The sequence below is a fragment of the Pseudomonas sp. B15(2017) genome (assembly GCF_002113215.1).
Classification (GTDB): Bacteria; Pseudomonadota; Gammaproteobacteria; order Pseudomonadales; family Pseudomonadaceae; genus Aquipseudomonas.
On sequence record NZ_NEJZ01000001.1, the window covers coordinates 288149 to 310606 of the forward strand.

Genomic DNA, 22458 nt, shown 5'->3' on the forward strand with positions numbered 1-22458 from the left:
GCAGCTTTTTGCGCAGCCCCGCGCCTGTCCACTCAATTACCGAAGCAGGATGTTCGCCATGATTCGTATGCCTCTGGCTACCGCCAGTCTGCTGGCCATCGCTATTTCCCTCGCCGGTTGCGGCGAAGGTAAAGACAAAGAAAAGGCCGCCGCTCCTGCGCCGACTCCAGCTGCGAGCACTGCCGCACCGGCTGCGCCTGCTGCTGCCGGCAAAGTCGACGAGGCCGCCGGCAAAGCCGTTGTCTCGCACTATGCCGACATGGTCTTCGCCGTTTACAGCGATGCCGAATCCACCGCGAAAACCCTGCAAACCGCCATCGACGCGTTCCTTGCCAAGCCGAACGCCGACACCCTGAAAGCCGCCAAGGCTGCCTGGGTAGCCGCCCGCGTTCCTTATCTGCAGAGCGAAGTGTTCCGCTTCGGCAATACCATAATCGATGACTGGGAAGGTCAGGTGAATGCCTGGCCGCTGGACGAAGGCCTGATCGACTACGTCGACAAATCCTATGAGCACGCACTGGGCAACCCGGGTGCCACTGCCAACATCATCGCCAACACCGAAGTTCAGGTTGGCGAAGACAAGGTCGACGTCAAGGACATCACCCCGGAAAAACTCGCCAGCCTGAACGAGCTGGGCGGTTCCGAAGCCAACGTCGCCACCGGCTACCACGCCATCGAATTTCTGCTCTGGGGCCAGGACCTGAACGGCACCGGCCCTGGCGCCGGCAACCGTCCTGCGTCGGACTACCTGGAAGGCGCCGGCGCTACCGGCGGCCATAACGACCGTCGTCGTGCCTACCTGAAAGCCGTGACCCAGCTGCTGGTCAGCGACCTGGAAGAAATGGTCGGCAACTGGAAACCGAACGTGGCCGACAACTACCGCGCCACCCTGGAAGCCGAACCGGCTGAAAGCGGCCTGCGCAAAATGCTGTTCGGCATGGGCAGCCTGTCCCTGGGCGAGCTGGCCGGCGAGCGCATGAAGGTGTCCCTGGAAGCGAACTCCCCGGAAGACGAACAGGATTGCTTCAGCGACAACACCCACAACTCGCACTTCTACGATGCCAAGGGCATTCGTAACGTTTACCTGGGCGAGTACACCCGCGTCGACGGCACCAAAATGACCGGCGCCAGCCTGTCGTCGCTGGTGGCCAAGGTTGACCCGGCTGCCGACACCGCCCTGAAAAACGATCTGGCCGCTACCGAAGCCAAGATCCAGGTCATGGTCGATCACGCCAACAAGGGTGAGCACTACGACCAGTTGATCGCTGCCGGCAACACCGCCGGCAACCAGATCGTCCGTGACGCCATCGCCTCGCTGGTCAAGCAGACCGGTTCGATCGAAGCGGCTGCCGGCAAACTGGGCATCAGCGACCTGAACCCGGACAACGCCGATCACGAGTTCTGATTGACACTGTCTGACTGAACAAGGCGACCTTCGCAGATTGTGTGAAAACCTAACAATCTGCGCAGCGTTCAAAAAAAATGCTCCGTATCGAAAGATACGGAGCATTTTTCGTTATGGCCTACATCCAAGGAGAATCCCAAATCAACAGCCGAACGCAGAGCGTCCGTTGAGGCATTCCCACGCAGAGCGTGGGAACGATCAATCCTTCAGAATTGCCACAAATCAAGCAAACGATAATTCCTCTTATTCAAACCCCCTCGCCCTGTTAGACTTTGCGCCTTTATTTTTGCCCGTCCGCAGGAAGTCTGATGCCCTCGCTGCCTCTTCGCTTGTCCGCACTGTGTCTGGCCCTGGGCCTGAGTGCTTGCGATGACGCCCCGCGTTTCACCAAGGCCGAGCCGGGTGAGGCCCGTTCCGGCGGCGCGGCGACCGTGCGCAAGAGCGATCAGAACGCGTTTTCCCTGCCGTCCGCCAACCTGCCGCCCTCGCGCCGGGTGGACTTCAGCGTCGGCAACAGTTTCTTTCGCAGCCCGTGGGTGATCGCGCCGTCGACCACCACGGCCCGCGATGGCCTCGGCCCGCTGTTCAACACCAACGCCTGCCAGAACTGCCACATCAAGGACGGCCGCGGTCATCCGCCGACACCGGATGCAGCCAACGCTGTTTCGATGCTGGTGCGCCTGTCGATTCCAGATGCGCCGGCTTATGCCAAGGTGATCGAACAGGTGGGCGTGGTGCCCGAACCCGTCTACGGCGGTCAGTTTCAGGACATGTCTGTCCCAGGCGTCGCGCCGGAAGGCAAGGTGCGGGTCGATTACACGCCGGTGCCGGTTCGCTTCAAGGACGGCACCGAAGTCGAGCTGCGTAAACCGGTTTTGCAGATTACCCAGCTCGGCTACGGCCCGATGCACCCGGACACGCGTTTCTCCGCCCGCGTTGCACCGCCGATGATCGGCCTCGGTCTGCTCGAAGCGATCCCCGAAGAAGCGATCCTCGCCAACGCCACCGCCCAGGCCAAAGAGAACAACGGCGTCAACGGTCGGCCAAACCGGGTCTGGGACGACGCGCAGCAAAAGACGGTCATGGGTCGATTTGGCTGGAAAGCCGGCCAACCAAACCTCAATCAACAGAATGTTCACGCGTTTTCTGGTGATATGGGCCTCACCACCAGCCTCAGACCGTTTGATGACTGCACCGACGCACAAACCGCCTGCAAACAGGCGCCGAATGGTAACGGCCCGGATGGTGAGCCGGAAGTCAGCGACAACATCCTGCGTCTGGTGCTGTTCTACAGCCGCAACCTCGCCGTTCCCGCCCGTCGAGGGGTCAACGATGCGCAGGTGCTGGCCGGCAAGAATCTGTTTTTCCAGGCTGGCTGCCAGTCCTGTCACACACCGAAGTACACCACTGCCGCGAACGCGGCCGAACCTGAACTGGCCAATCAAGTGATTCGCCCGTACAGCGATCTGCTGCTGCATGACATGGGCGAAGGTCTGGCGGACAACCGCACTGAATTCCAGGCCTCCGGCCGCGACTGGCGCACCCCGCCGCTGTGGGGCATCGGCCTGACGCAGGCGGTCAGCGGCCACACCCAGTTTCTGCATGACGGCCGCGCCCGCAACTTACTCGAAGCCGTGCTCTGGCATGGCGGCGAAGCCAAGGCGGCGCAGCAACAGGTTTTGTCTTTCAACGCCGAGCAGCGTGCCGCGCTGCTGGCGTTCTTGAACTCACTTTAAACACCTAAAAGAATCGGGAGCCCGACATGTTCCGTCCCAAGCTGTTGTTCACCAGCCTTGCCGCACTGGCCCTCGGCGCGTGCTCGCCGCAGGACCCGCAAGCCGTCACTTCGGCAGCCATCGCCAAATCGGTGATCCTGCCGACCTACACGCGCTGGGTCGAAGCCGACAAGCAACTGGCCATCAGCGCCCTCGCCTACTGCCAGGGCAAAGAGTCCCTGGACACCGCCCGCGCCGACTTCCTGCATGCGCAGAAAGCCTGGGCCGAGCTGCAACCGCTGCTGATCGGCCCGCTGGCCGAGGGCAACCGTTCGTGGCAGGTGCAGTTCTGGCCGGACAAGAAAAACCTGGTCGGCCGTCAGGTCGAGCAACTGGTCACCGCGCAACCGCAGATCGATGCGGCCGCCCTGGCCAAGTCCAGCGTCGTGGTTCAAGGCCTGTCCGCCTACGAGTACATCCTGTTCGACGCCAAGCCGGATGTGGCCAACGATGCGCAGAAAGCCAAATACTGCCCGCTGTTGGTGGCCATCGGCGAGCGTCAGAAACAACTGGCCGAAGAGATCCTCAGCAGCTGGAACAACACCGACGGCATGCTCGCGCAGATGAGCAAATTCCCGAACCAGCGCTACGCAGACTCGCACGAAGCGATCGCCGATCTGCTGCGGGTACAGGTCACTGCCCTCGACACCCTGAAGAAAAAACTCGGCACGCCGATGGGCCGTCAGAGCAAGGGCGTGCCTCAGCCGTTCCAGGCCGATGCATGGCGCAGCCAGTCGTCCATGGAGTCGCTGGAAGCCAGCCTCGCGGCGGCGAAAACCGTCTGGGAAGGCGTCGACAACAAAGGCCTGCGCGGCCTGCTGCCGGCCGAGCAAAAACCGCTGGCGGACAAGATCGATGCAGCCTACGCGGCGTCGCTCAAACTGTTTGCCAGCACCCAGCGCTCGCTGACCGAAATGCTCAACGACGACGCCGGTCGCCAGCAGCTCAACGACATCTACGACAGCCTCAACGTCGTCCACCGCCTGCACGAAGGCGAGCTGGCCAAGGCGCTGGGCATCCAACTGGGCTTCAACGCCAACGACGGTGACTGATGAGGGCACGTGCCATGCTGCGACGCCAGGCTCTGACTTTAGGTAGTTTGCTGCTGGGAGCAGTGACTCTGGGCGGCTGGACGCTGTTCAAACGCAAGGACCAAAGCCCGCTGCTGCTGTCGGCGCGGGACGACGCCGACGGCAAGCATTACGCCGTCGGCTATCGGCTGGACGGCACTCAAGTGTTCGCCACCGCAGTCGGCCAGCGCTGCCACGACATCATCAATCACCCGACGCTGCCGATCGCGCTGTTCGTCGCCCGCCGGCCGGGCACCGAGAGCTATCTGATCGACCTGCGCAACGGTGGATTGCTGCAAACCGTGACCTCGCAGCCGAACCGGCATTTCTACGGCCACGCGGTGATCCACCACAGCGGCGACTACCTGTACGCCACCGAAAACGACACCAGCGATCCGGGCCGTGGACTGCTCGGGGTGTACAAATTCGAAGGCGAACGGCTGGTCCACAGCGGCGAGATTTCCACCCACGGTCTCGGCCCGCATCAGGTGTCGTGGATGCCCGACGGTGAAACCCTGGTGGTGGCCAACGGCGGGATCCGCACCGAGGCCGAAAGCCGGGTCGACATGAACCTCGACGCCATGGAACCGAGCCTGGTGCTGATGCAGCGCGACGGCACTTTGCTGAGCAAGGAAACCCTCGCCCAGCAGATGAACAGCGTGCGCCACCTGGGGATCGCCAGCGACGGCACCATCGTCGCCGGCCAGCAATTCATGGGGCCGTCCCACGAGCGCTCGGAGCTGCTGGCGATCAAACGTCCCGGTCAGCCATTCGTGGCGTTCCCGGTGCCGGAGCATCAGTTGCAGTCGATGGGTCATTACACCGCCAGCGTCGCCGTGCACAGCGACCTGCGTCTGGTGGCACTGACCGCACCGCGCGGCAACCGCTTCTTCATCTGGGATCTGGACAGCGGCGAAGTGCGCCTCGACGCACCGCTGCCTGACTGCGCCGGCGTCGGTGCAGTGAAGGACGGTTTTGTCGTGACCTCCGGTCAGGGACGCTGCCGCTACTACGATTGCCGTCAGGACGATCTGCTGGCCAAACCGCTGGATTTGCCCGCAGGGCTCTGGGACAACCATCTTCATCTGATGGCCTGAAATTCGCCGCCGACCGCTCGGTCGGCGGCCCCGCTGTACTCCACCTTCCTCCCTGATACCCGATAAAAACTGGCAGTTGGAATCCCTGCCGGACTCAGGGTAATGTGCCCGCCTGTCTCACCTGATTTTCTCCAAGGAACTGGAATATGCTGCGTCGCCGCATGCTGATCATGTTGGGTGTTGTACTGCTGATCGTTCTGCTACTCGCCGGTTACAAGGCCTTCTCGATCTACACGATGATCCAGGGCTTTGCCAAACCGAAACCGCCGATCAGCGTCGCCGTGGCCACGGCCGTCGAGCGCCCGTGGCAAATGCGCTTGCCCACCGTCGGCACGCTGAAGGCGCTGCAAGGCGTCGACCTGAGTCTGGAGAACGCCGGCACCGTCACCGAGCTGAAATTCGAATCGGGGCAGAAGGTCAAGGCCGGCCAACCATTACTGCAACTGGACAGCGCCGTCGAAGCCGCCTTCCTCGAAACCGCCAAGGCCGATCTCGGTCTCGCGCAGCTGGATTACGGTCGCGGCAGCCAGCTCGTCGGCAGCAGCGCCATCTCCAAAGGCGAATTCGACCGGCTCTCGGCGCAGTTGCAAAAGAACAAGGCCACGGTCAATCAACTCAATGCGGCGCTGGCCAAAAAACGCATCGTCGCGCCCTTCAGCGGCACCATCGGCATCCGCCTCGTCGATATCGGCGACTACCTCGCCAGCGGCACCAAGATCGCTACCCTGCAGGATCTGAGCAGCCTCTACGCCGACTTCTATGTACCCGAACAGTCGGTACCGAAACTGGCCATCGGTCAGCCGGTGCAGATCACGGTCGCGGCCTATCCCGGCCAGAATTTCACCGGCGCCATCAGCGCCATCAACCCGATCGTCGAAAGCACCACCCGCAATATCCTGGTGCGCGCCACCCTGGCCAACCCCGACGGCAAGTTGCTGCCGGGCATGTTCACCAGCGTCGAGGTGCTGCTGCCGGATCCGCAGAAACACATCGTGGTCCCGGAAAGCGCGATCACCTACACCCTCTACGGCAATTCGACGTACGTGGTCACCCAGAAGAAAGCCGAAGACGGCACCGTCGAAAAGGACGACAAGGGCCAACCGGTACTGATCGCCGAGCGTCGGTTCGTCGAGACCGGCGAACGCCGCGATGGCCAGGTAGTGATCAACAAGGGCGTGCAGAGCGGCGAACAGGTGGTGACGGCCGGCCAGATCAAACTGGACAACGGCGCCCACATTGCCATCAGCGACGACAAGACCCTCGGCGAGCAGAACAGTCCGCCCCGCGCCGACTGATCAAGGAAACCCAATGGCTTTTACCGATCCGTTCATCCGCCGCCCGGTGCTCGCCACCGTGGTCAGCCTGCTGATTGTGCTGCTGGGCTTCCAGGCCTGGAGCAAACTGCCGCTGCGTCAGTACCCGCAAATGGAAAACGCCCTGATCACGGTGACCACCGCGTACCCCGGGGCCAACGCCGAAACCATCCAGGGCTACATCACCCAGCCGATGCAACAGAGTCTGGCCAGCGCCGAGGGCATCGACTACATGACCTCGGTCAGTCGTCAGAACTTCTCGGTGATTTCGATCTACGCGCGCATCGGCTCCAACAGCGACCGCTTGTTCACCGAACTGCTGGCCAAGGCCAACGAGGTGAAGAACAAACTGCCTCAGGACGCCGAAGACCCGGTACTGAGCAAGGAAGCCGCCGACGCCTCGGCGCTGATGTACATCAGCTTCTTCAGCAAGGAACTGAACAACCCGCAGATCACCGACTATCTGTCGCGGGTGATCCAGCCGAAGCTGGCGACCTTACCGGGCATGGCCGAGGCGGAGATTCTCGGCAACCAGGTGTTCGCCATGCGCCTGTGGATCGATCCGGTGAAACTCGCCGGTTTCGGCCTCAGCGCCAGCGACGTGACCAACGCGGTGCGCCAGTATAACTTCCTCTCCGCCGCCGGCGAAGTGAAAGGCGAGTACGTGGTCACCAGCATCAATGCCAACACTGAACTGAAGTCCGCCGAAGCCTTCGGCAAGATCCCGCTCAAGGTCAGTGGCGACAGTCGGGTGTTGCTCAGCGATGTGGCACGGGTCGAGATGGGCGCGGAAAACTACAACTCGATCAGTTCGTTCGGCGGAACACCTTCGGTGTATATCGGGATCAAGGCCACGCCCGGGGCCAACCCGCTGGATGTGATCAAGGAAGTGCGCAAGATCATGCCGGAGCTGGAGGCCCAGTTGCCGCCCAACCTCAAGAGCGAGATCGCCTACGATGCCACGCTGTTCATCCAGGCCTCCATCGACGAAGTGGTGAAAACCCTGTTCGAGGCGGTGCTGATCGTGATCGTGGTGGTATTCCTGTTCCTCGGCGCCCTGCGCTCGGTGGTCATTCCGGTAGTGACCATTCCGCTGTCGATGATCGGCGTGATGTTCTTCATGCAGATGATGGGCTATTCGATGAACCTGCTGACCCTGCTGGCAATGGTGCTGGCCATCGGGCTGGTGGTGGACGACGCGATTGTGGTGGTGGAAAACATTCACCGGCATATCGAGGAAGGCAAGACACCGCTGGACGCCGCGCTCGAGGGCGCTCGGGAAATCGCCATGCCGGTGGTGTCGATGACCATCACCCTGGCGGCGGTGTACGCACCGATCGGCTTCCTGACCGGGCTGACCGGAGCGCTGTTCAAGGAGTTTGCGCTGACACTGGTCGGGGCAGTGGTGATTTCCGGGATCGTCGCCCTGACTCTGTCACCGATGATGTGCGCCGTGCTGTTGCGCCACGATGAAAACCCCACGGGCCTGGCCCATCGACTGGACCGGATTTTCGACAGCCTCAAGCGCCGCTATCAAAGCATGCTGCACGGCACACTCAACACCCGGCCGGTGGTGCTGGTGTTCGCGGTGATCGTGCTGTGCCTGATTCCGGTGCTGCTCAAGTTCACCAAGTCGGAACTGGCACCGGACGAAGACCAGGGCATCATTTTCATGATGGCCAACGCCCCGCAGCCGACCAACCTCGATTACCTGAACACCTACACCGACGAGTTCATCAAGATCTTCAAGGAGTTTCCGGAGTACTACTCATCGTTCCAGATCAACGGCTATAACGGCGTGCAGACCGGCATCGGCGGTTTCCTGCTCAAACCGTGGAACGAGCGCAGTCGCACACAAATGGAAATCCTCCCGGAAGTACAGGGCAAACTCGAGGGCATTCCCGGCCTGCAGATCTTTGGTTTTAACCTGCCATCCCTGCCCGGCACCGGCGAAGGCCTGCCGTTCGAGTTCGTGATCAACACCGCCAACGACTACGAGCTGTTGCTGCAAGTGGCTGACCGGATCAAGAAACGCGTCATGGCGTCGGGCAAGTTCGCCTTCGTTGACCTCGATCTGGCTTTCGACAAACCCGAAGTGGTGGTCGACATCGACCGCGCCAAGGCGGCGCAGATGGGCGTGTCGATGCAGGATCTGGGCGGCACCCTCGCCACTCTGCTGGGCGAAGCCGAGATCAACCGGTTCACCATCGAAGGCCGCAGCTACAAGGTCATCGCCCAGGTCGAGCGGGCCTACCGCGACAACCCGGACTGGCTGAACAATTACTACGTGAAAAATACCCAGGGCGAGTTGCTTCCGCTGTCGACCCTGATCACCGTGACCGACCGCGCACGACCGCGACAGCTCAACCAGTTCCAGCAACTCAACGCGGCGAAACTGTCCGGTTTCCCGCTGGTGAGCATGGGCGAAGCCATCGACAGCGTGTTGCAGATCGCCCGGGAAGAAGCCCCGGCCGGTTTTGCTTTCGATTACGGCGGCGCCTCCCGGCAGTTCGTCCAGGAAGGTAGTGCGCTGTGGGTAACTTTTGCCCTGGCCCTGGCGATCATTTTCCTGGTGCTGGCGGCGCAGTTCGAAAGCTTCCGCGACCCGCTGGTGATTCTGGTGACCGTGCCGTTGTCGATCTGCGGGGCACTGATTCCGTTGTTCCTCGGCTGGTCGAGCATGAACATCTACACTCAGGTCGGGCTGGTGACGCTGATCGGGCTGATCAGCAAGCACGGGATCCTGATCGTCGAGTTCGCCAACCAGTTGCGCAAGGAGAAGGGCCTGACACCCCGCGAGGCGGTGGAGGAAGCGGCGGCGATTCGTCTGCGCCCGGTCTTGATGACGACCGCGGCGATGGTGTTCGGCATGGTGCCGCTGATCCTGGCCACCGGCGCCGGTGCGGTCAGCCGTTTCGACATCGGTACCGTGATCGCGACCGGGATGTCGATCGGGACGCTGTTCACGCTGTTTGTTCTACCGTGCGTTTACACCGTGCTGGCGAAACCCGATCCCAAGGCGTGACGCAATAAAAAAGGCCTCGCATCAGCGAGGCCTTTGGCTCTTGTAGAAAGAGATTTCAATCGATTCAACTCTGCGGCCTCATCCCTTGAGAAAGTCCGAACATGAACAGCAACAGATCATGATCCGGCTGCGTGGCCACGGAGGCTTTCGCCACCCGTGGCATCGGGCAATGGGGATCGCTCGCCGAGGCGCCGATCACCTGCATGCGTGGCTGTTCCCAGGCCGCCACCGCCAATGACGCAACTGCCAAGGCTCCTACCAGAAACAAACCTCGTGCAATTTCTAGTTTCATCGCTATAAACCTTTGATAGCGCTGCCAAACGCCGTCTCATAAAAGTAGACGAGTTTTTTCCAGTCCGTTGCGCTGAACGACGAGTGGCGGCGCAATTGCTTCATGTCATGGGCAGCCGCGCGGTAAGCGGTCAGACGCTGACGGCATTTTTCCAGATCGATCAGGGCGACTTCGACCTTGGCTGAATCACCTTCGCCGGTCACCCGCACAAATACGTGCTTGATGTAGATGCAGCTGTGCTGCCAACGGCCCTTGTGCATGCGCGCCAGGTTTTCGGCGAGGTCCTTGAGCACGCGCTCATAGACGGCTTCGCCATATTGCTCACGACCGCCGCCGGCCTCCCATTGCTCAAGCTCCTGAAAGCCGTCGAGGGATTTGGTTACCAACAGCGCACGCCATTTGAATTTGGGGTCTGGCTGGGCACCGCAGAACACGATTTCGGGTACCCGGACGCCGAGACGGGAGACCCCGGTCAGCGCATCGAGCTCGCGCAATACGGTCGGACGTCCGAACGGGTGCAGCCAACTGCGATAGATATGGCCTGTCTGACGCTTGGCATACAGCAGTTGACCATCGCGTCCCACCACACGCTGCACACCACTTTCGCCCCCACGGCGCACATTGGGTTCCTCGACCCATTCGCCACGCTGGTTCCAGTAGTAGTCGAAGCGATCCTCGGGAGCGACTTCCGTTTCTGCTGCAAATTGCACTGCCATCCTCTTACCTCTTGCGTAATACGTAGACTCGCCACATGGCATAGAGCGGAATAAAGTCCAGTTGTTCCTGGATCCGGAATCCTGCTTCTTCGAATTCCTTTTCAACTGTTGCGGCCGGTAACACAAACCGGTTCTGGTAACCCTTTTGCCCACGCTTGCGCTCGGCGCGCTTGCGTTTCCAGGCCTTGAAATTGCCGTCCACCCACAGCGAAATGATCACGCTGTCCCGGGTGACACGCTCGAACTCGCGCAGAATCGTCCGGCGGTGCTCGGCTTCGCCAATGTGATGCAACAGTCGCATGCAGAAAATGCTGTCGACGGCGTTATCAGGCAAGGCAATGTCGAACGCAGATGTGTGCAAGGGTTGTACCCGTTTCACCACATCCGCCGGCTGGGCCTGCATGGCGGTCTTGATCATCGACTCGGAGTTGTCCGCCCCGATGATCACCCGGTTGGGTTTTTCCGCCAACAATGGCCAGAAACGTCCTGCACCGCAGGGCAAGTCCAGCACCAGTCCCGGCTCACCCACGAGGGTCAACGCCTTGCGGGCCAACTGCTGATCCCGCCAATTGGACAAACGACGCCCCAGACCTTCCTGGTGTTTGCGCAGATATCTCTGCGCATGGTTGTCGTCGTACTTTTCGGAAAAATCGAGTTTGATCGGGCCGGCCATCACCAGGACTCCTGAATTACTGATGACGCCACCTTAAGCAGCGGCGTGTCAGCGTCAGGTCATCCCTTTGTGAAAAAAACGTCATGTAAATCGGCAAACTATTTCAAGGTTATACAGGAATCAGACAGGTTGGCGGGAGTCCCCCCCCATCAATTGATTGATCCTCACTGCTTGCCCAGAACGACCTCGAACCGGCAGCCATTGGGCTCCATCGTGCTTAACGTGACACTCCAGCCCTGGTTCTCGCAGATGCGTTGAACCAGTGACAGACCCAACCCCAATCCTTCGCCGCGTTTTTCGTTGCCGCGTACAAAGGGCTGGAACATCGCCTCGCGTTTTTCCTCGGGAATGCCTACGCCCGAATCCTCGACCACGAAACCGTTTTCGTTGAGCGTCAGGCGAATGAAACCCTGCTCGGTGTAGTGCAAGGCGTTGCGCAGCAGGTTGCCCATCACGGCATTGAGTAGCGTCGCGTTGTAGCAGGTGCCGGGCGGATTGCCCGGCTCGAAAATCAGCTGCAAGCCCTTGGATTCGATGGGCTCGCGCCACAGACAAAGCAAGCTGTCGGCCACTTGCGCGAGGGTGTGCCGGGGGGCGGCACCCGCGTCTTCGCGCTGGGCACGGGCGAGCATCAGGAAGGTCTGCACCAGCTCACGCATTTCCTCACTGGCACGCGCAATGCGCTGGACCTGAGCCTTGCCGCGCTGATCGATACCCGGGTTTTCCAGCAGCAGTTCACAGGAACTGGCCAATACCATCAGCGGTGTGCGCAACTCGTGGCTGACGTCGCTGGTAAACAAGCGCTCTCGCGTCAGTGCCTGACGCAGGCGCCCGAGGGTAGCATCGAATGCCACCGCCAGTTCGCCCACCTCGTCTGCCGCGTAATCCGGCGCCAGCGGAGGGGCCAGCCCGAGCAACTGGTCGCGATGGCGCACCTGGCGCGCCAGCCGTACCACCGGCGCCATCACCTTGCGCGCCAGCACCCAGCCGAGGAACACCGCCAGCGCCAGACTGAGTACGAAGCCCACCAGCACCACGGCGAACAGCACGCGCTCGCGCTCTTCGAAATCGCTTTGATCCTGCAGCAGCACATAGCGGCGACCATCGACCACCTCGACCATCGCGTGATACGACAGCTGCTCGCGAAAGACTTCATGGAAACCCGAATCCAGGTGCCGCAGGTCCTTGGGCAGCTCGAAGTCGCCCGGCCCGCCGCTGAAGTAGAACAGTTGATCCGGCTCCGGCCGGTGGCTCCAGTCCGAGACGTTGTCCATCAGCAGCAGGCGTTGCAGGTCCCCGCCCAGCCCGGCGGAAATCAGTTTTTCCTCGACCAGGTGTACGGTCGCGACGATGCCCATCGCAAACGCTCCGGCCACCAGCGCGCTCATCAATGCAAAGGCGATGATGATCCGCTGGGCAAGGCTTTGCTTAAACTCCATCGCGGCCCTCGGCCAGGCGGTAACCCACGCCGTGCACGGTGTGCAGCAATGGTTTGGCGAATGGTTTGTCGATGACCTGACGCAATTGGTGAACATGGCTGCGCAGGCTGTCGCTGTCCGGGCAGTCATCGCCCCACAGCGCTTCCTCGAGAATTTCCCGGCGCAGGACATGCGGGCTCTTCTGCATCAGCACCGCCAACAGCTTGAGGCCAACCGGATTGAGCTTGAGCAATTTGCCTTCGCGGGTCACTTCAAGGGTATCGAGGTCGTAACTCAGATCACCGACCTGCAGGGCACGCCGGCCGCCGCCCTGGGTACGGCGCATCACGGCTTCGACCCGGGCTGCCAGTTCCGACAGCGCGAACGGCTTGACCAGATAATCGTCGGCCCCGGACTTGAAGCCCTGCAAGCGATCATCGAGCTGATCGCGAGCGGTGAGCATGATCACCGGCGTATCGCGACGGGCGTCCTCGCGCAGGCGCTTGCACAGGGTGTAGCCGTCGATGCCCGGCAGCATGATGTCGAGCACGATCAGATCGTAATGCTCGGTGGCCGCCAGATGCAGGCCCGACAGACCGTCCTGGGCGCAATCGACGGTATAGCCTTTGAGCCCCAGGTAATCGGCCAGATTGGCCAGGATATCGCGGTTGTCTTCGACCAATAGAATTCGCATGGGCACCTCCTCCGTACACGGTAGCGGCCGTCTTGGCCCGCGCAGCTTACGGCCAAGTGTGGCTCACGGCTAGGCGCCGGGTAGATTGATTTGAGTTAATTGCACGCATGGCCGGACTTTACGAGTTTTTCACGAGCGACCGACAAATCGCCGACAGAACCGGGCGCAGACTCACACGGTTGTGCTTCTCTGAAGACCTTACCGATGAAGGAATTGCCATGGTTTCGATTTCTGCCCGCCCTGCTTCAAGGCCTTTGAATTTAGGGCTTTGCCTGGGCATTCCCGCCGTCGCGGCGGTCATTCTGGTGTTGCTGGAACTGACCGACCTGGACATGGATCTGGCCCGACTGTTTTACGACCCGGTCGCGGGCGACTTCATCGGCCGCCACAGTTTTTTTCTCGAAGACATCCTTCATGACCGCGCCAAACAAGTGGTGATCGCCTTTTCGGTGTTTGCCATCGTCGGGTTCATCGGCGCGTTTTTCATCGAGCGGCTCAAACCGTTCAAGCGTGAGCTGGGCTGTCTGGTGTTGTCGCTGGGTCTGGCCACCTCGTTTGTCACGCCAGTGAAGGCGGTGACAGCGGTGCAATGCCCATGGAGCCTCGAACAGTTCGGCGGCCACGAAACCTACAGCAAGCTGCTGGATCATCGCCCGCCTACCGACAAGCCTGGTCGTTGCTGGCCGGGTGGTCATGCGGCCACGGGCTTCACCCTGTTTGCGTTGTTCTTCGTGCTGCGCGACCGTCGCCCGCGACTGGCTCGTCAGGCATTCATCTTCGCCTTTGCGCTGGGTTCGGTGTTTTCGATCAGCCGGATGATGCAGGGCGCGCACTTCTTTTCTCATAACGTGTGGACGGCGATCTTCTGCTGGCTGATCTGTCTGGGCTCGTATTACTGGGTTCTGTATCGCCCGGCAGCCAGGGCTGAAACCAACACGCGGGCCCGTCCAGTCAACGCCTGAACCCTGAAACGCGGGCAAAAAAAAACCCGTCTGCTCTCGCAGACGGGGTTTTTCGTTACTGGGTAAGGCTGGCTTACATCATGCCGCCCATGCCACCCATGCCGCCCATGTCCGGCATACCGCCGCCTACCGCACCTTCTTTCTTCGGTGCGTCAGCAACAGCAGCTTCGGTGGTCAGGATCAGACCGCCAATCGACGATGCAGCTTGCAGTGCCGAACGGGTGACCTTGGTTGGGTCCAGGATGCCCATTTCGATCATGTCGCCGTATTCGCCACTCGCAGCGTTGTAACCGAAGTTACCTTTGCCGTTCTTGACTTCGTTGACCACAACGCTTGGCTCGTCGCCGCTGTTGGCAGCGATCTGACGCAGCGGTGCTTCAACAGCGCGACGCAGAACAGCGATACCTACGTCCTGGTCAGCGTTGTCGCCTTTCAGGTTGATGATCGCGTTCAGAGCGCGGATCAGCGCAACGCCACCGCCAGGCACCACGCCTTCTTCAACGGCTGCACGGGTAGCGTGCAGGGCGTCTTCAACGCGGGCTTTCTTCTCTTTCATTTCAACTTCGGAACCGGCGCCAACCTTGATCACTGCAACGCCGCCGGACAGCTTGGCCAGACGCTCTTGCAGTTTTTCACGGTCGTAGTCCGAGGAAGTCTCGGCCACTTGAGCACGGATCTGGGCGATACGGGCTTCGATGTCGCCCTGGTTGCCAGCGCCATCGACAACTGTGGTGTTTTCCTTGGACAGGGTCACGCGCTTGGCGCTACCCAGATGTTCCAGAGTGGTGCTTTCCAGGCTCAGGCCGATCTCTTCGGAGATCACGGTACCGCCGGTCAGAACGGCGATGTCCTGCAGCATGGCCTTGCGACGGTCGCCGAAGCCCGGAGCCTTGACGGCTGCGACTTTAACGATGCCACGCATGTTGTTCACGACCAGAGTCGCCAGGGCTTCGCCTTCAACGTCTTCGGCAACGATCAGCAGTGGACGGCCGGCTTTGGCAACGGCTTCCAGTACTGGCAGCATTTCGCGGATGTTCGAGATCTTTTTGTCGACCAGCAGGATCAGCGGGCCGTCGAGCTCGGCGACCATGGTGTCCGGCTTGTTGACGAAGTACGGGGACAGGTAGCCACGGTCGAACTGCATGCCTTCTACAACCGACAGTTCGTTTTCCAGGCCCGAGCCTTCTTCAACGGTGATCACGCCTTCTTTACCGACTTTTTCCATGGCTTCGGCAATGATGTCGCCGATGGAGTTGTCGGAGTTGGCGGAGATGGTGCCAACTTGAGCGATCGCTTTGGTGTCGGTGCATGGCGCGGACAGCTTCTTCAGCTCGGCAACGACAGCGATGGTCGCTTTGTCGATACCGCGCTTCAGGTCCATCGGGTTCATGCCGGCAGCAACGGCTTTCAGGCCTTCGTTGACGATCGACTGAGCCAGAACGGTAGCGGTGGTAGTACCGTCACCAGCGTCATCGTTGGCACGGGAGGCAACGTCTTTGACCAGCTGCGCGCCCATGTTTTCGAAACGGTCTTCGAGTTCGATTTCCTTGGCGACGGAAACGCCGTCCTTGGTGATGGTCGGAGCGCCGAAGCTCTTCTCAAGGATTACGTTACGGCCTTTCGGGCCCAGGGTCGCTTTTACCGCGTCAGCCAGTACGTTTACGCCAACCAGCATTTTCTTGCGGGCGGAATCGCCGAATTTAACTTCTTTAGCAGCCATGATCGATATTCCTTAAATACTTTGTAGTAGCGGGAAAATGAACGGGGTTATCAGCCTTCGATAACGGCGAGGATTTCGTTCTCGCTCATTACCAGCAGGTCTTCGCCGTCGACTTTCACAGTGTTGCTGCCGGAGTACGGACCGAACACAACCTTGTCGCCCACTTTCACGGACAGTGCACGCACTTCACCGCTTTCCAGTGCTTTACCCGGGCCTACAGCCAGAATCTCACCGTGGTTGGCTTTTTCAGCAGCCGAACCTGGCAGGACGATACCGCCAGCGGTTTTCTTTTCTTCTTCGCTGCGACGGATAACGACGCGGTCATGCAGAGGACGAAGCTTCATTGTCGATCTCTCCTAATTGTGGTTTTCATCGGCCGGTGTAGTCCCGGCGGGTTTAACGAATCCGGCCTGCGCCGGTTGCGGCTCGTCGAGCGAACCGCGGAAGTCTGTCCGACTCAAAATGTCGGAACCTTTCGGTGACCGATACATAAGGGCGCAGAAGCTTATTACAAGGGCGGGGGTCAAAAAATTTTCACGCGGCTGCATGAACTCGCCCCGCAAACGAACACGGCACCCGAAGGTGCCGTGTCGATACAGAAGTTACTTGGTGTCGCGGTGTTCGAATTCGCCTTCGATCACATCGCCTTCGCGGCCGAGAGGCTGGCGCGGTGCCGGACCGCCGCGAGGTTGCAGGTCATCGGCGAACGCCCGCTGGCGCATGGCCTGCTCTTCGGCGCGCTGGCGCATTTTGTTGGCGACCAGTCGACGACTGAACGGCAACAGCAGCACCAGACCGAACACGTCGCTGATGAAGCCCGGCAGGATCAGCAGACCACCGGCCAGGGCCAGCATCAGGCCTTCGAGCATGGTTTGCGCAGGCAGTTCGCCGCGGTTCAGGCTTTCACGGGCACGCAGTGCGGTAGCCAGCCCGGCGATGCGCAGCACGAACACGCCGAACATCGAGCCGAGAATAATCAGCAGCAGGGCCGGGAAAAATCCGATCGATCCTGCCACTTTGACGAATACGAACAGCTCCAACACCGGGAACAGCAGAAAGAGCAACAAAAAAGGGCGCATCAAAGTTTCCTCAACGCAAGAAATGCCTTGCAGTAAGCCTTAGATGACGTCGCCCTTTCGTGAATTCAAGCATCGGCCACGGCATTTTTTGGCCAGACCTCGGCGTGAGCCAGAGAAACCAAGGCCTCGCGCACTTGTATCGGCGTATGACAAGGCGCTTGAAACGGCAGCCAGTACAGCGCCTGACCAATGCGCAGGTGCATGCCTTCGGTGTCGATACCAGCCATTTGCGCCGGTTCCGTTTTCGGCAGCCCTGCCAAGTCGACGTAATGAGCGATGGCCTTGGCGTGGTCGCTGTTCATGTGCTCGACCATGCTGATTTCGGCCTTGCCGGCGAAGGGGTTGGCCAGGGTCAGGTGATCGACCCAGTGGATCGCGCCGAAACCGCCGATGTAGCGATGGCGCACGGGTTTGAGCACCCAGAAATCGAAATCGTGAGCCTTGTGGTAATTCCGCGAATCGGGGAAATAACGGTAGTAGCGCTCGGCGGCAGCCTCGATGGCGGCCGCGTCTTCGAGTTTTTCTGCTTCGGCCAGATAGGTCAGGCGACCAACGGCCTGCACATCGTCAGCCTCGCGCTCCCCCACCAGCAGCGAACATTTCGGGTCTTTCTGCAGGTTGTGGGTGTGCTGGGCGATGCGGCTGATCAGGATCAGCGGCCGGCCCTGCTCGTCCAGGCAATAAGGAACCACCGAGCCAAACGGAAAACCGGGCATTGATTTGGAGTGGGTCGACAGCACGCCACGGTATTCCTTGAGAAGCAATTCTCGGGCATTCTTAGCCGCTTCAACGCTCAATTTATGACTCCTTAAATAGAATCCGTCGAAAAAACGGACAGGCGACACGGATAAGTATCAGTCGCCTCAGGGGCAGTTCTCATGTGCAGCCGGGCCATGTCAGGCGCAGATCGAGAGGCTCTTTAAAGGACACCACTCTGACCTGCTCTCGGGGGCATGCGAATGCAACTCAACGACAAAGTAATCATTATCACTGGCGGTTGCCAAGGCTTGGGCCGCTCGATGGCCGAGTATTTAGCGGGCAAGGGTGCGAAGCTGGCGCTGGTTGACCTGAACCAGGAAAAACTCGACGACGCGGTCGCGGCCTGCAAGGCCAAGGGTGTCGAGGCGCGCAGCTACCTGTGCAACGTCGCCAACGAAGAGCAGGTGACGCACATGGTCGCCCGGGTCGCCGAAGACTTCGGCGCGATCCACGGCCTGATCAACAACGCCGGTATCCTGCGCGACGGCCTGTTGCTCAAGGTCAAGGATGGCGAAATGACCAAGATGAGCCTGGCCCAGTGGCAGGCGGTGATCGACGTCAACCTGACCGGCGTGTTCCTCTGCACCCGTGAAGTGGCGGCGAAAATGGTCGAGCTGAAAAACAGCGGCGCGATCATCAACATCTCGTCGATCTCCCGCGCGGGCAACGTCGGCCAGACCAACTACTCCGCCGCCAAGGCTGGCGTCGCTGCGGCAACCGTGACCTGGGCCAAGGAACTGGCGCGCTACGGCATTCGCGTGGCCGGCATTGCACCGGGCTTCATCGAAACCGAGATGACCCTGGGCATGAAGCCTGAAGCGCTGGAGAAAATGACCTCGGGCATTCCGCTCAAGCGCATGGGCAAGCCGGAAGAGATCGCCCACTCGGCGGCGTACATCTTCGAGAACGACTACTACACCGGCCGGATTCTGGAGATGGATGGCGGGTTGCGCATTTAAGCCCTGCCACAAACTCTGTGGGAGCGAGCTTGCTCGCGATAGCGGTACAACAGTCACCATCAATAGTGAATGTCATGGCCTTATCGCGAGCAAGCTCGCTCCCACAGTTTTTTTAGCGCCGCGGCAAAATCAATCGTCGCTGATGGTGATGTTCGGCATCGCCGGCGAAGCAGCTTCCTGCAACACGATCCGCGCGCCGACATGGCGGGCCAGCTCCTGATAGACCATGGCGATCTGGCTGTCCGGCTCGGAAATCACCGTCGGTTTGCCGCCGTCGGCCTGTTCGCGGATCAGCATCGACAGCGGCAACGAGGCCAGCAGCTCGACGCCGAACTGGGTCGCCAGCTTCTCGCCACCGCCCTCACCGAACAGATGCTCGGCATGACCGCAGTTCGAGCAGATGTGCACGGCCATGTTTTCCACCACACCCAACACCGGAATGTTGACCTTGCGGAACATCTCCACGCCTTTGCGCGCATCGAGCAACGCCAGATCCTGCGGGGTGGTGACGATCACGGCGCCGGCCACCGGGACTTTCTGCGCCAGGGTCAGCTGGATGTCGCCCGTGCCTGGCGGCATGTCGATCACCAGATAATCCAGGTCGCCCCACGCCGTTTGCGTGACCAGTTGCAGCAGCGCGCCGGAGACCATCGGCCCGCGCCAGACCATTGGCGTGTTGTCGTCGGTCAGGAACGCCATCGACATCACTTCCACACCATGGGCCTGAAGCGGCACGAACCACTTCTGATCCTTGACCTGCGGGCGGGTGCCCTCGGCAATGCCGAACATGATGCCCTGGCTCGGGCCATAGATATCGGCGTCGAGAATCCCGACCTTCGCGCCTTCGCGGGCCAGTGCCAGCGCCAGGTTGGCGGCGGTGGTGGACTTGCCCACACCGCCCTTGCCCGACGCCACGGCGACTACGTTCTTGACGTTGGCCAGCCCCGGAATCTGCGCCTGGGCCTTGTGCGCGGCGATCACGCTGTTGACCTCGACCTTAGCCGTCACCACGCCGTCGAGGTTTTCGATGGCCAGTTGCAGCAATTGCGCCCAGCCGCTCTTGAACAGACCGGCGGCATAACCGATTTCCAGCTGCACGCTGACGCGATCGCCGGTGATTTCGATGTTGCGCACGCAACCGGCGCTGACCGGATCCTGGTTCAGATAAGGGTCGGTGTATTGGCTGAGGACGGCTTCCACCGCTGCGCGAGTGACGGCGCTCATGGGCAACTCCGATAACAAGACTGGGAAAAGATGGCGGGTATCCTACCCCTTCTGTCCTCCGGACGGCATGTCCGGCAACGATTTGCAGAGGTGAAATATCTTTCCCGGCGCTTTATAGTGGCCGACCTCCGTTTCATCAAGTAGCGAAGCCCCACATGTCCGAACCACGCAAGATTCTCGTCACCAGCGCCCTGCCCTACGCCAACGGTTCGATCCACCTTGGCCATATGCTGGAATACATCCAGACCGATATGTGGGTGCGCTTCCAGAAGCATCGCGGCAATCAGTGCATTTATGTCTGCGCCGACGACGCCCACGGTTCGGCGATCATGCTGCGCGCGGAAAAGGAAGGCATCACCCCGGAACAACTGATCGCCAACGTCCAGGCTGAACACAGCGCCGACTTTGCCGACTTCCTGGTGGACTTCGACAACTTCCACTCCACTCACGCCGAAGAAAACCGTGAGCTGTCGAGCCAGATCTACCTGAAGCTGCGTGACGCCGGGCACATCGCCCAACGTTCGATCACCCAGTATTTCGACCCGGAAAAGAAAATGTTCCTGGCCGACCGCTTCATCAAGGGCACCTGCCCGAAATGCGGCACCGAAGACCAGTACGGCGACAACTGCGAAAAATGCGGCGCGACCTACGCGCCGACCGACCTGAAGGATCCGAAGTCGGCAATCTCCGGCGCCACCCCGGTGCTCAAGGATTCCCAGCACTTCTTCTTCAAGCTGCCGGACTTCCAGGAAATGCTGCAGGCCTGGACCCGCAGCGGCACCCTGCAGGACGCCGTGGCCAACAAGATCGCCGAATGGCTGGACGCCGGCCTGCAACAGTGGGACATCTCCCGCGATGCGCCGTACTTCGGCTTCGAGATCCCCGGCGAGCCGGGCAAGTATTTCTACGTGTGGCTGGACGCGCCGATCGGCTACATGGCCAGCTTCAAGAACCTCTGCAACCGTACGCCGGAGCTGGACTTCGACGCGTTCTGGGGCAAGGACTCCACCGCCGAGCTGTACCACTTCATCGGCAAGGATATCGTCAACTTCCACGCCCTGTTCTGGCCGGCGATGCTCGAAGGCGCGGGTTTCCGCAAGCCGACCGGCATCAACGTTCACGGCTACCTGACCGTCAACGGTCAGAAGATGTCCAAGTCCCGCGGCACCTTCATCAAGGCCCGTACCTACCTGGACCATCTGTCGCCGGAGTATTTGCGCTACTACTACGCGGCCAAACTGGGCCGTGGCGTGGACGACCTCGACCTGAACCTCGAAGACTTCGTGCAGAAGGTCAATTCCGACCTGGTCGGCAAAGTCGTCAACATCGCCAGCCGTTGCGCCGGTTTCATCCAGAAGGGCAACGCCGGCCTGCTGGTGGACAACAACGCCGCACCGGAACTGACTGAAGCGTTCCTGGCCGCCGCGCCGAGCATCGCCGATGCCTATGAAGCCCGCGACTTCGCCCGTGCCATGCGCGAAACCATGGCTTTGGCCGACCGCGCCAACGCCTGGATCGCCGACAAGGCACCATGGTCGCTGAACAAGCAGGAAGGCAAGCAGGATGAAGTCCAGGCGGTCTGCGCCACCGCGATCAACCTGTTCCGCCAACTGGTGATCTTCCTCAAGCCGGTGTTGCCAGTGCTGGCCGCCGATGCCGAGGCGTTCCTCAACGTCGCCCCGCTGACCTGGAACGACCACACCACCCTGCTGGCCAACCACCAGTTGAACGAATTCAAGCCGTTGATGACCCGCATCGACCCGGTAAAAGTGCAAGCCATGACCGACGCCTCGAAAGAAGACCTGACCGCCAGCCAGACCGACACCGGCGCCGCCGCGCCTGCCGGCAACGGCGAACTGGCCAAGGATCCGCTGGCGCCGGAAATCGACTTCGACACCTTCGCCGCCGTCGACCTGCGTGTGGCGCTGATCGTCAAGGCCGAACACGTTGAAGGCGCCGACAAGCTGCTGCGTCTGACCCTGGATATCGGTGACGAGCAACGCAACGTGTTCTCCGGGATCAAGAGCGCTTACCCGGATCCGTCGAAACTCGACGGTCGCCTGACCATGATGATCGCCAACCTCAAGCCACGGAAAATGAAGTTCGGCATTTCCGAAGGCATGGTGATGGCGGCCGGCCCTGGCGGTGAAGAAATCTACCTGCTGAGCCCGGACAGCGGCGCCAAGCCGGGTCAGCGCATCAAGTAAGGCTCTGCCCTGACTGATCCCACAGGCGTGCTCCGTGCGCCTGTGGGATTTTTCATATCCGGCCCGCCCT

The 22458-nt window shown here is 60.8% G+C and carries 19 protein-coding genes; 9 read left to right on the forward strand and 10 right to left on the reverse strand.

Going from position 1 to position 22458, the window contains the following annotated elements:
- Positions 1-58 precede the first annotated feature (58 nt).
- From CAF73_RS01290 to CAF73_RS01315, 6 genes are all read left to right on the forward strand, one after another.
- Positions 59-1405 (forward strand): imelysin family protein, encoded by a 1347-nt coding sequence (locus CAF73_RS01290; RefSeq protein WP_085699627.1) that lies wholly within the window; start codon positions 59-61, stop codon positions 1403-1405.
- Between the two features lie 308 nt (positions 1406-1713).
- Positions 1714-3141 carry a di-heme oxidoredictase family protein gene (locus tag CAF73_RS01295; RefSeq protein WP_085699629.1) on the forward strand — a complete coding sequence of 476 codons (1428 nt, stop codon included), beginning with the start codon at positions 1714-1716 and terminating at the stop codon, positions 3139-3141.
- Positions 3142-3167: 26 nt separating this feature from the next.
- On the forward strand, positions 3168-4232 hold the full coding sequence (locus tag CAF73_RS01300; RefSeq protein WP_085701696.1) for an imelysin family protein: 1065 nt from the start codon (positions 3168-3170) through the stop codon (positions 4230-4232).
- Between the two features lie 14 nt (positions 4233-4246).
- Positions 4247-5347 carry a DUF1513 domain-containing protein gene (locus CAF73_RS01305; RefSeq protein WP_085701697.1) on the forward strand — a complete coding sequence of 367 codons (1101 nt, stop codon included), beginning with the start codon at positions 4247-4249 and terminating at the stop codon, positions 5345-5347.
- Positions 5348-5493: 146 nt separating this feature from the next.
- Positions 5494-6642 carry an efflux RND transporter periplasmic adaptor subunit gene (locus CAF73_RS01310; protein ID WP_085701698.1) on the forward strand — a complete coding sequence of 383 codons (1149 nt, stop codon included), beginning with the start codon at positions 5494-5496 and terminating at the stop codon, positions 6640-6642.
- A 13-nt stretch (positions 6643-6655) separates the two neighbouring features.
- Entirely contained in the window at positions 6656-9685 is a 3030-nt protein-coding gene (locus tag CAF73_RS01315) for a multidrug efflux RND transporter permease subunit (RefSeq protein WP_085701699.1), read from the forward strand.
- Positions 9686-9749: 64 nt separating this feature from the next.
- On the opposite strand, the gene CAF73_RS01320 is transcribed toward CAF73_RS01315, so the two are convergent.
- From CAF73_RS01320 to colR, 5 genes are all read right to left on the reverse strand, one after another.
- Positions 9750-9977, reverse strand: coding sequence for a hypothetical protein (locus CAF73_RS01320; RefSeq protein WP_085701700.1), 228 nt, complete (start codon positions 9975-9977; stop codon positions 9750-9752).
- 2 nt (positions 9978-9979) lie between these two features.
- Positions 9980-10693 carry a lipopolysaccharide kinase InaA family protein gene (locus tag CAF73_RS01325; protein WP_085699640.1) on the reverse strand — a complete coding sequence of 238 codons (714 nt, stop codon included), beginning with the start codon at positions 10691-10693 and terminating at the stop codon, positions 9980-9982.
- Between the two features lie 4 nt (positions 10694-10697).
- Positions 10698-11366, reverse strand: a complete 669-nt coding sequence (locus tag CAF73_RS01330; protein WP_085699642.1) for a class I SAM-dependent methyltransferase — start codon at positions 11364-11366, stop codon at positions 10698-10700.
- A gap of 164 nt (positions 11367-11530) precedes the next feature.
- Positions 11531-12805, reverse strand: a complete 1275-nt coding sequence (locus CAF73_RS01335) for a HAMP domain-containing sensor histidine kinase (protein WP_085701701.1) — start codon at positions 12803-12805, stop codon at positions 11531-11533.
- Complete coding sequence (gene colR / locus CAF73_RS01340) at positions 12795-13478, reverse strand: two-component system response regulator ColR (RefSeq protein WP_007953224.1); 684 nt, start codon at positions 13476-13478, stop codon at positions 12795-12797. Before colR ends, CAF73_RS01335 begins: the two co-directional genes overlap by 11 nt.
- Before the next feature lie 218 nt (positions 13479-13696).
- Between colR and CAF73_RS01345 the strand changes: the two genes are divergently transcribed.
- Complete coding sequence (locus CAF73_RS01345) at positions 13697-14440, forward strand: phosphatase PAP2 family protein (protein WP_085701702.1); 744 nt, start codon at positions 13697-13699, stop codon at positions 14438-14440.
- Positions 14441-14513: 73 nt separating this feature from the next.
- Here the strand turns inward: CAF73_RS01345 and groL are convergent, their stop codons facing one another.
- The 4 genes from groL to CAF73_RS01365 form a co-directional block, all read right to left on the reverse strand.
- Positions 14514-16160 carry a chaperonin GroEL gene (gene groL / locus CAF73_RS01350; RefSeq protein WP_085699648.1) on the reverse strand — a complete coding sequence of 549 codons (1647 nt, stop codon included), beginning with the start codon at positions 16158-16160 and terminating at the stop codon, positions 14514-14516.
- Positions 16161-16210: 50 nt separating this feature from the next.
- On the reverse strand, positions 16211-16504 hold the full coding sequence (locus CAF73_RS01355) for a co-chaperone GroES (protein ID WP_011335724.1): 294 nt from the start codon (positions 16502-16504) through the stop codon (positions 16211-16213).
- Between the two features lie 258 nt (positions 16505-16762).
- Positions 16763-17239 carry an FxsA family protein gene (locus CAF73_RS01360; RefSeq protein ID WP_085699650.1) on the reverse strand — a complete coding sequence of 159 codons (477 nt, stop codon included), beginning with the start codon at positions 17237-17239 and terminating at the stop codon, positions 16763-16765.
- 65 nt (positions 17240-17304) lie between these two features.
- Positions 17305-18036 (reverse strand): HugZ family protein, encoded by a 732-nt coding sequence (locus CAF73_RS01365; protein ID WP_085699652.1) that lies wholly within the window; start codon positions 18034-18036, stop codon positions 17305-17307.
- Positions 18037-18198: 162 nt separating this feature from the next.
- On the opposite strand from CAF73_RS01365, the gene CAF73_RS01370 reads away from it, so the two are divergent.
- The gene (locus CAF73_RS01370; protein WP_085701703.1) at positions 18199-18957 is read left to right on the forward strand and encodes an SDR family oxidoreductase; all 759 of its coding nucleotides are present in this window, start codon (positions 18199-18201) and stop codon (positions 18955-18957) included.
- Positions 18958-19086: 129 nt separating this feature from the next.
- On the opposite strand, the gene apbC is transcribed toward CAF73_RS01370, so the two are convergent.
- Positions 19087-20181 carry an iron-sulfur cluster carrier protein ApbC gene (apbC, locus tag CAF73_RS01375; protein WP_085699657.1) on the reverse strand — a complete coding sequence of 365 codons (1095 nt, stop codon included), beginning with the start codon at positions 20179-20181 and terminating at the stop codon, positions 19087-19089.
- Between the two features lie 155 nt (positions 20182-20336).
- Here apbC and metG point away from each other — a divergent pair, with 155 nt between their 5' ends.
- Entirely contained in the window at positions 20337-22388 is a 2052-nt protein-coding gene (gene metG / locus CAF73_RS01380) for a methionine--tRNA ligase (RefSeq protein WP_085701704.1), read from the forward strand.
- The last annotated feature ends 70 nt before the right edge of the window (positions 22389-22458 follow it).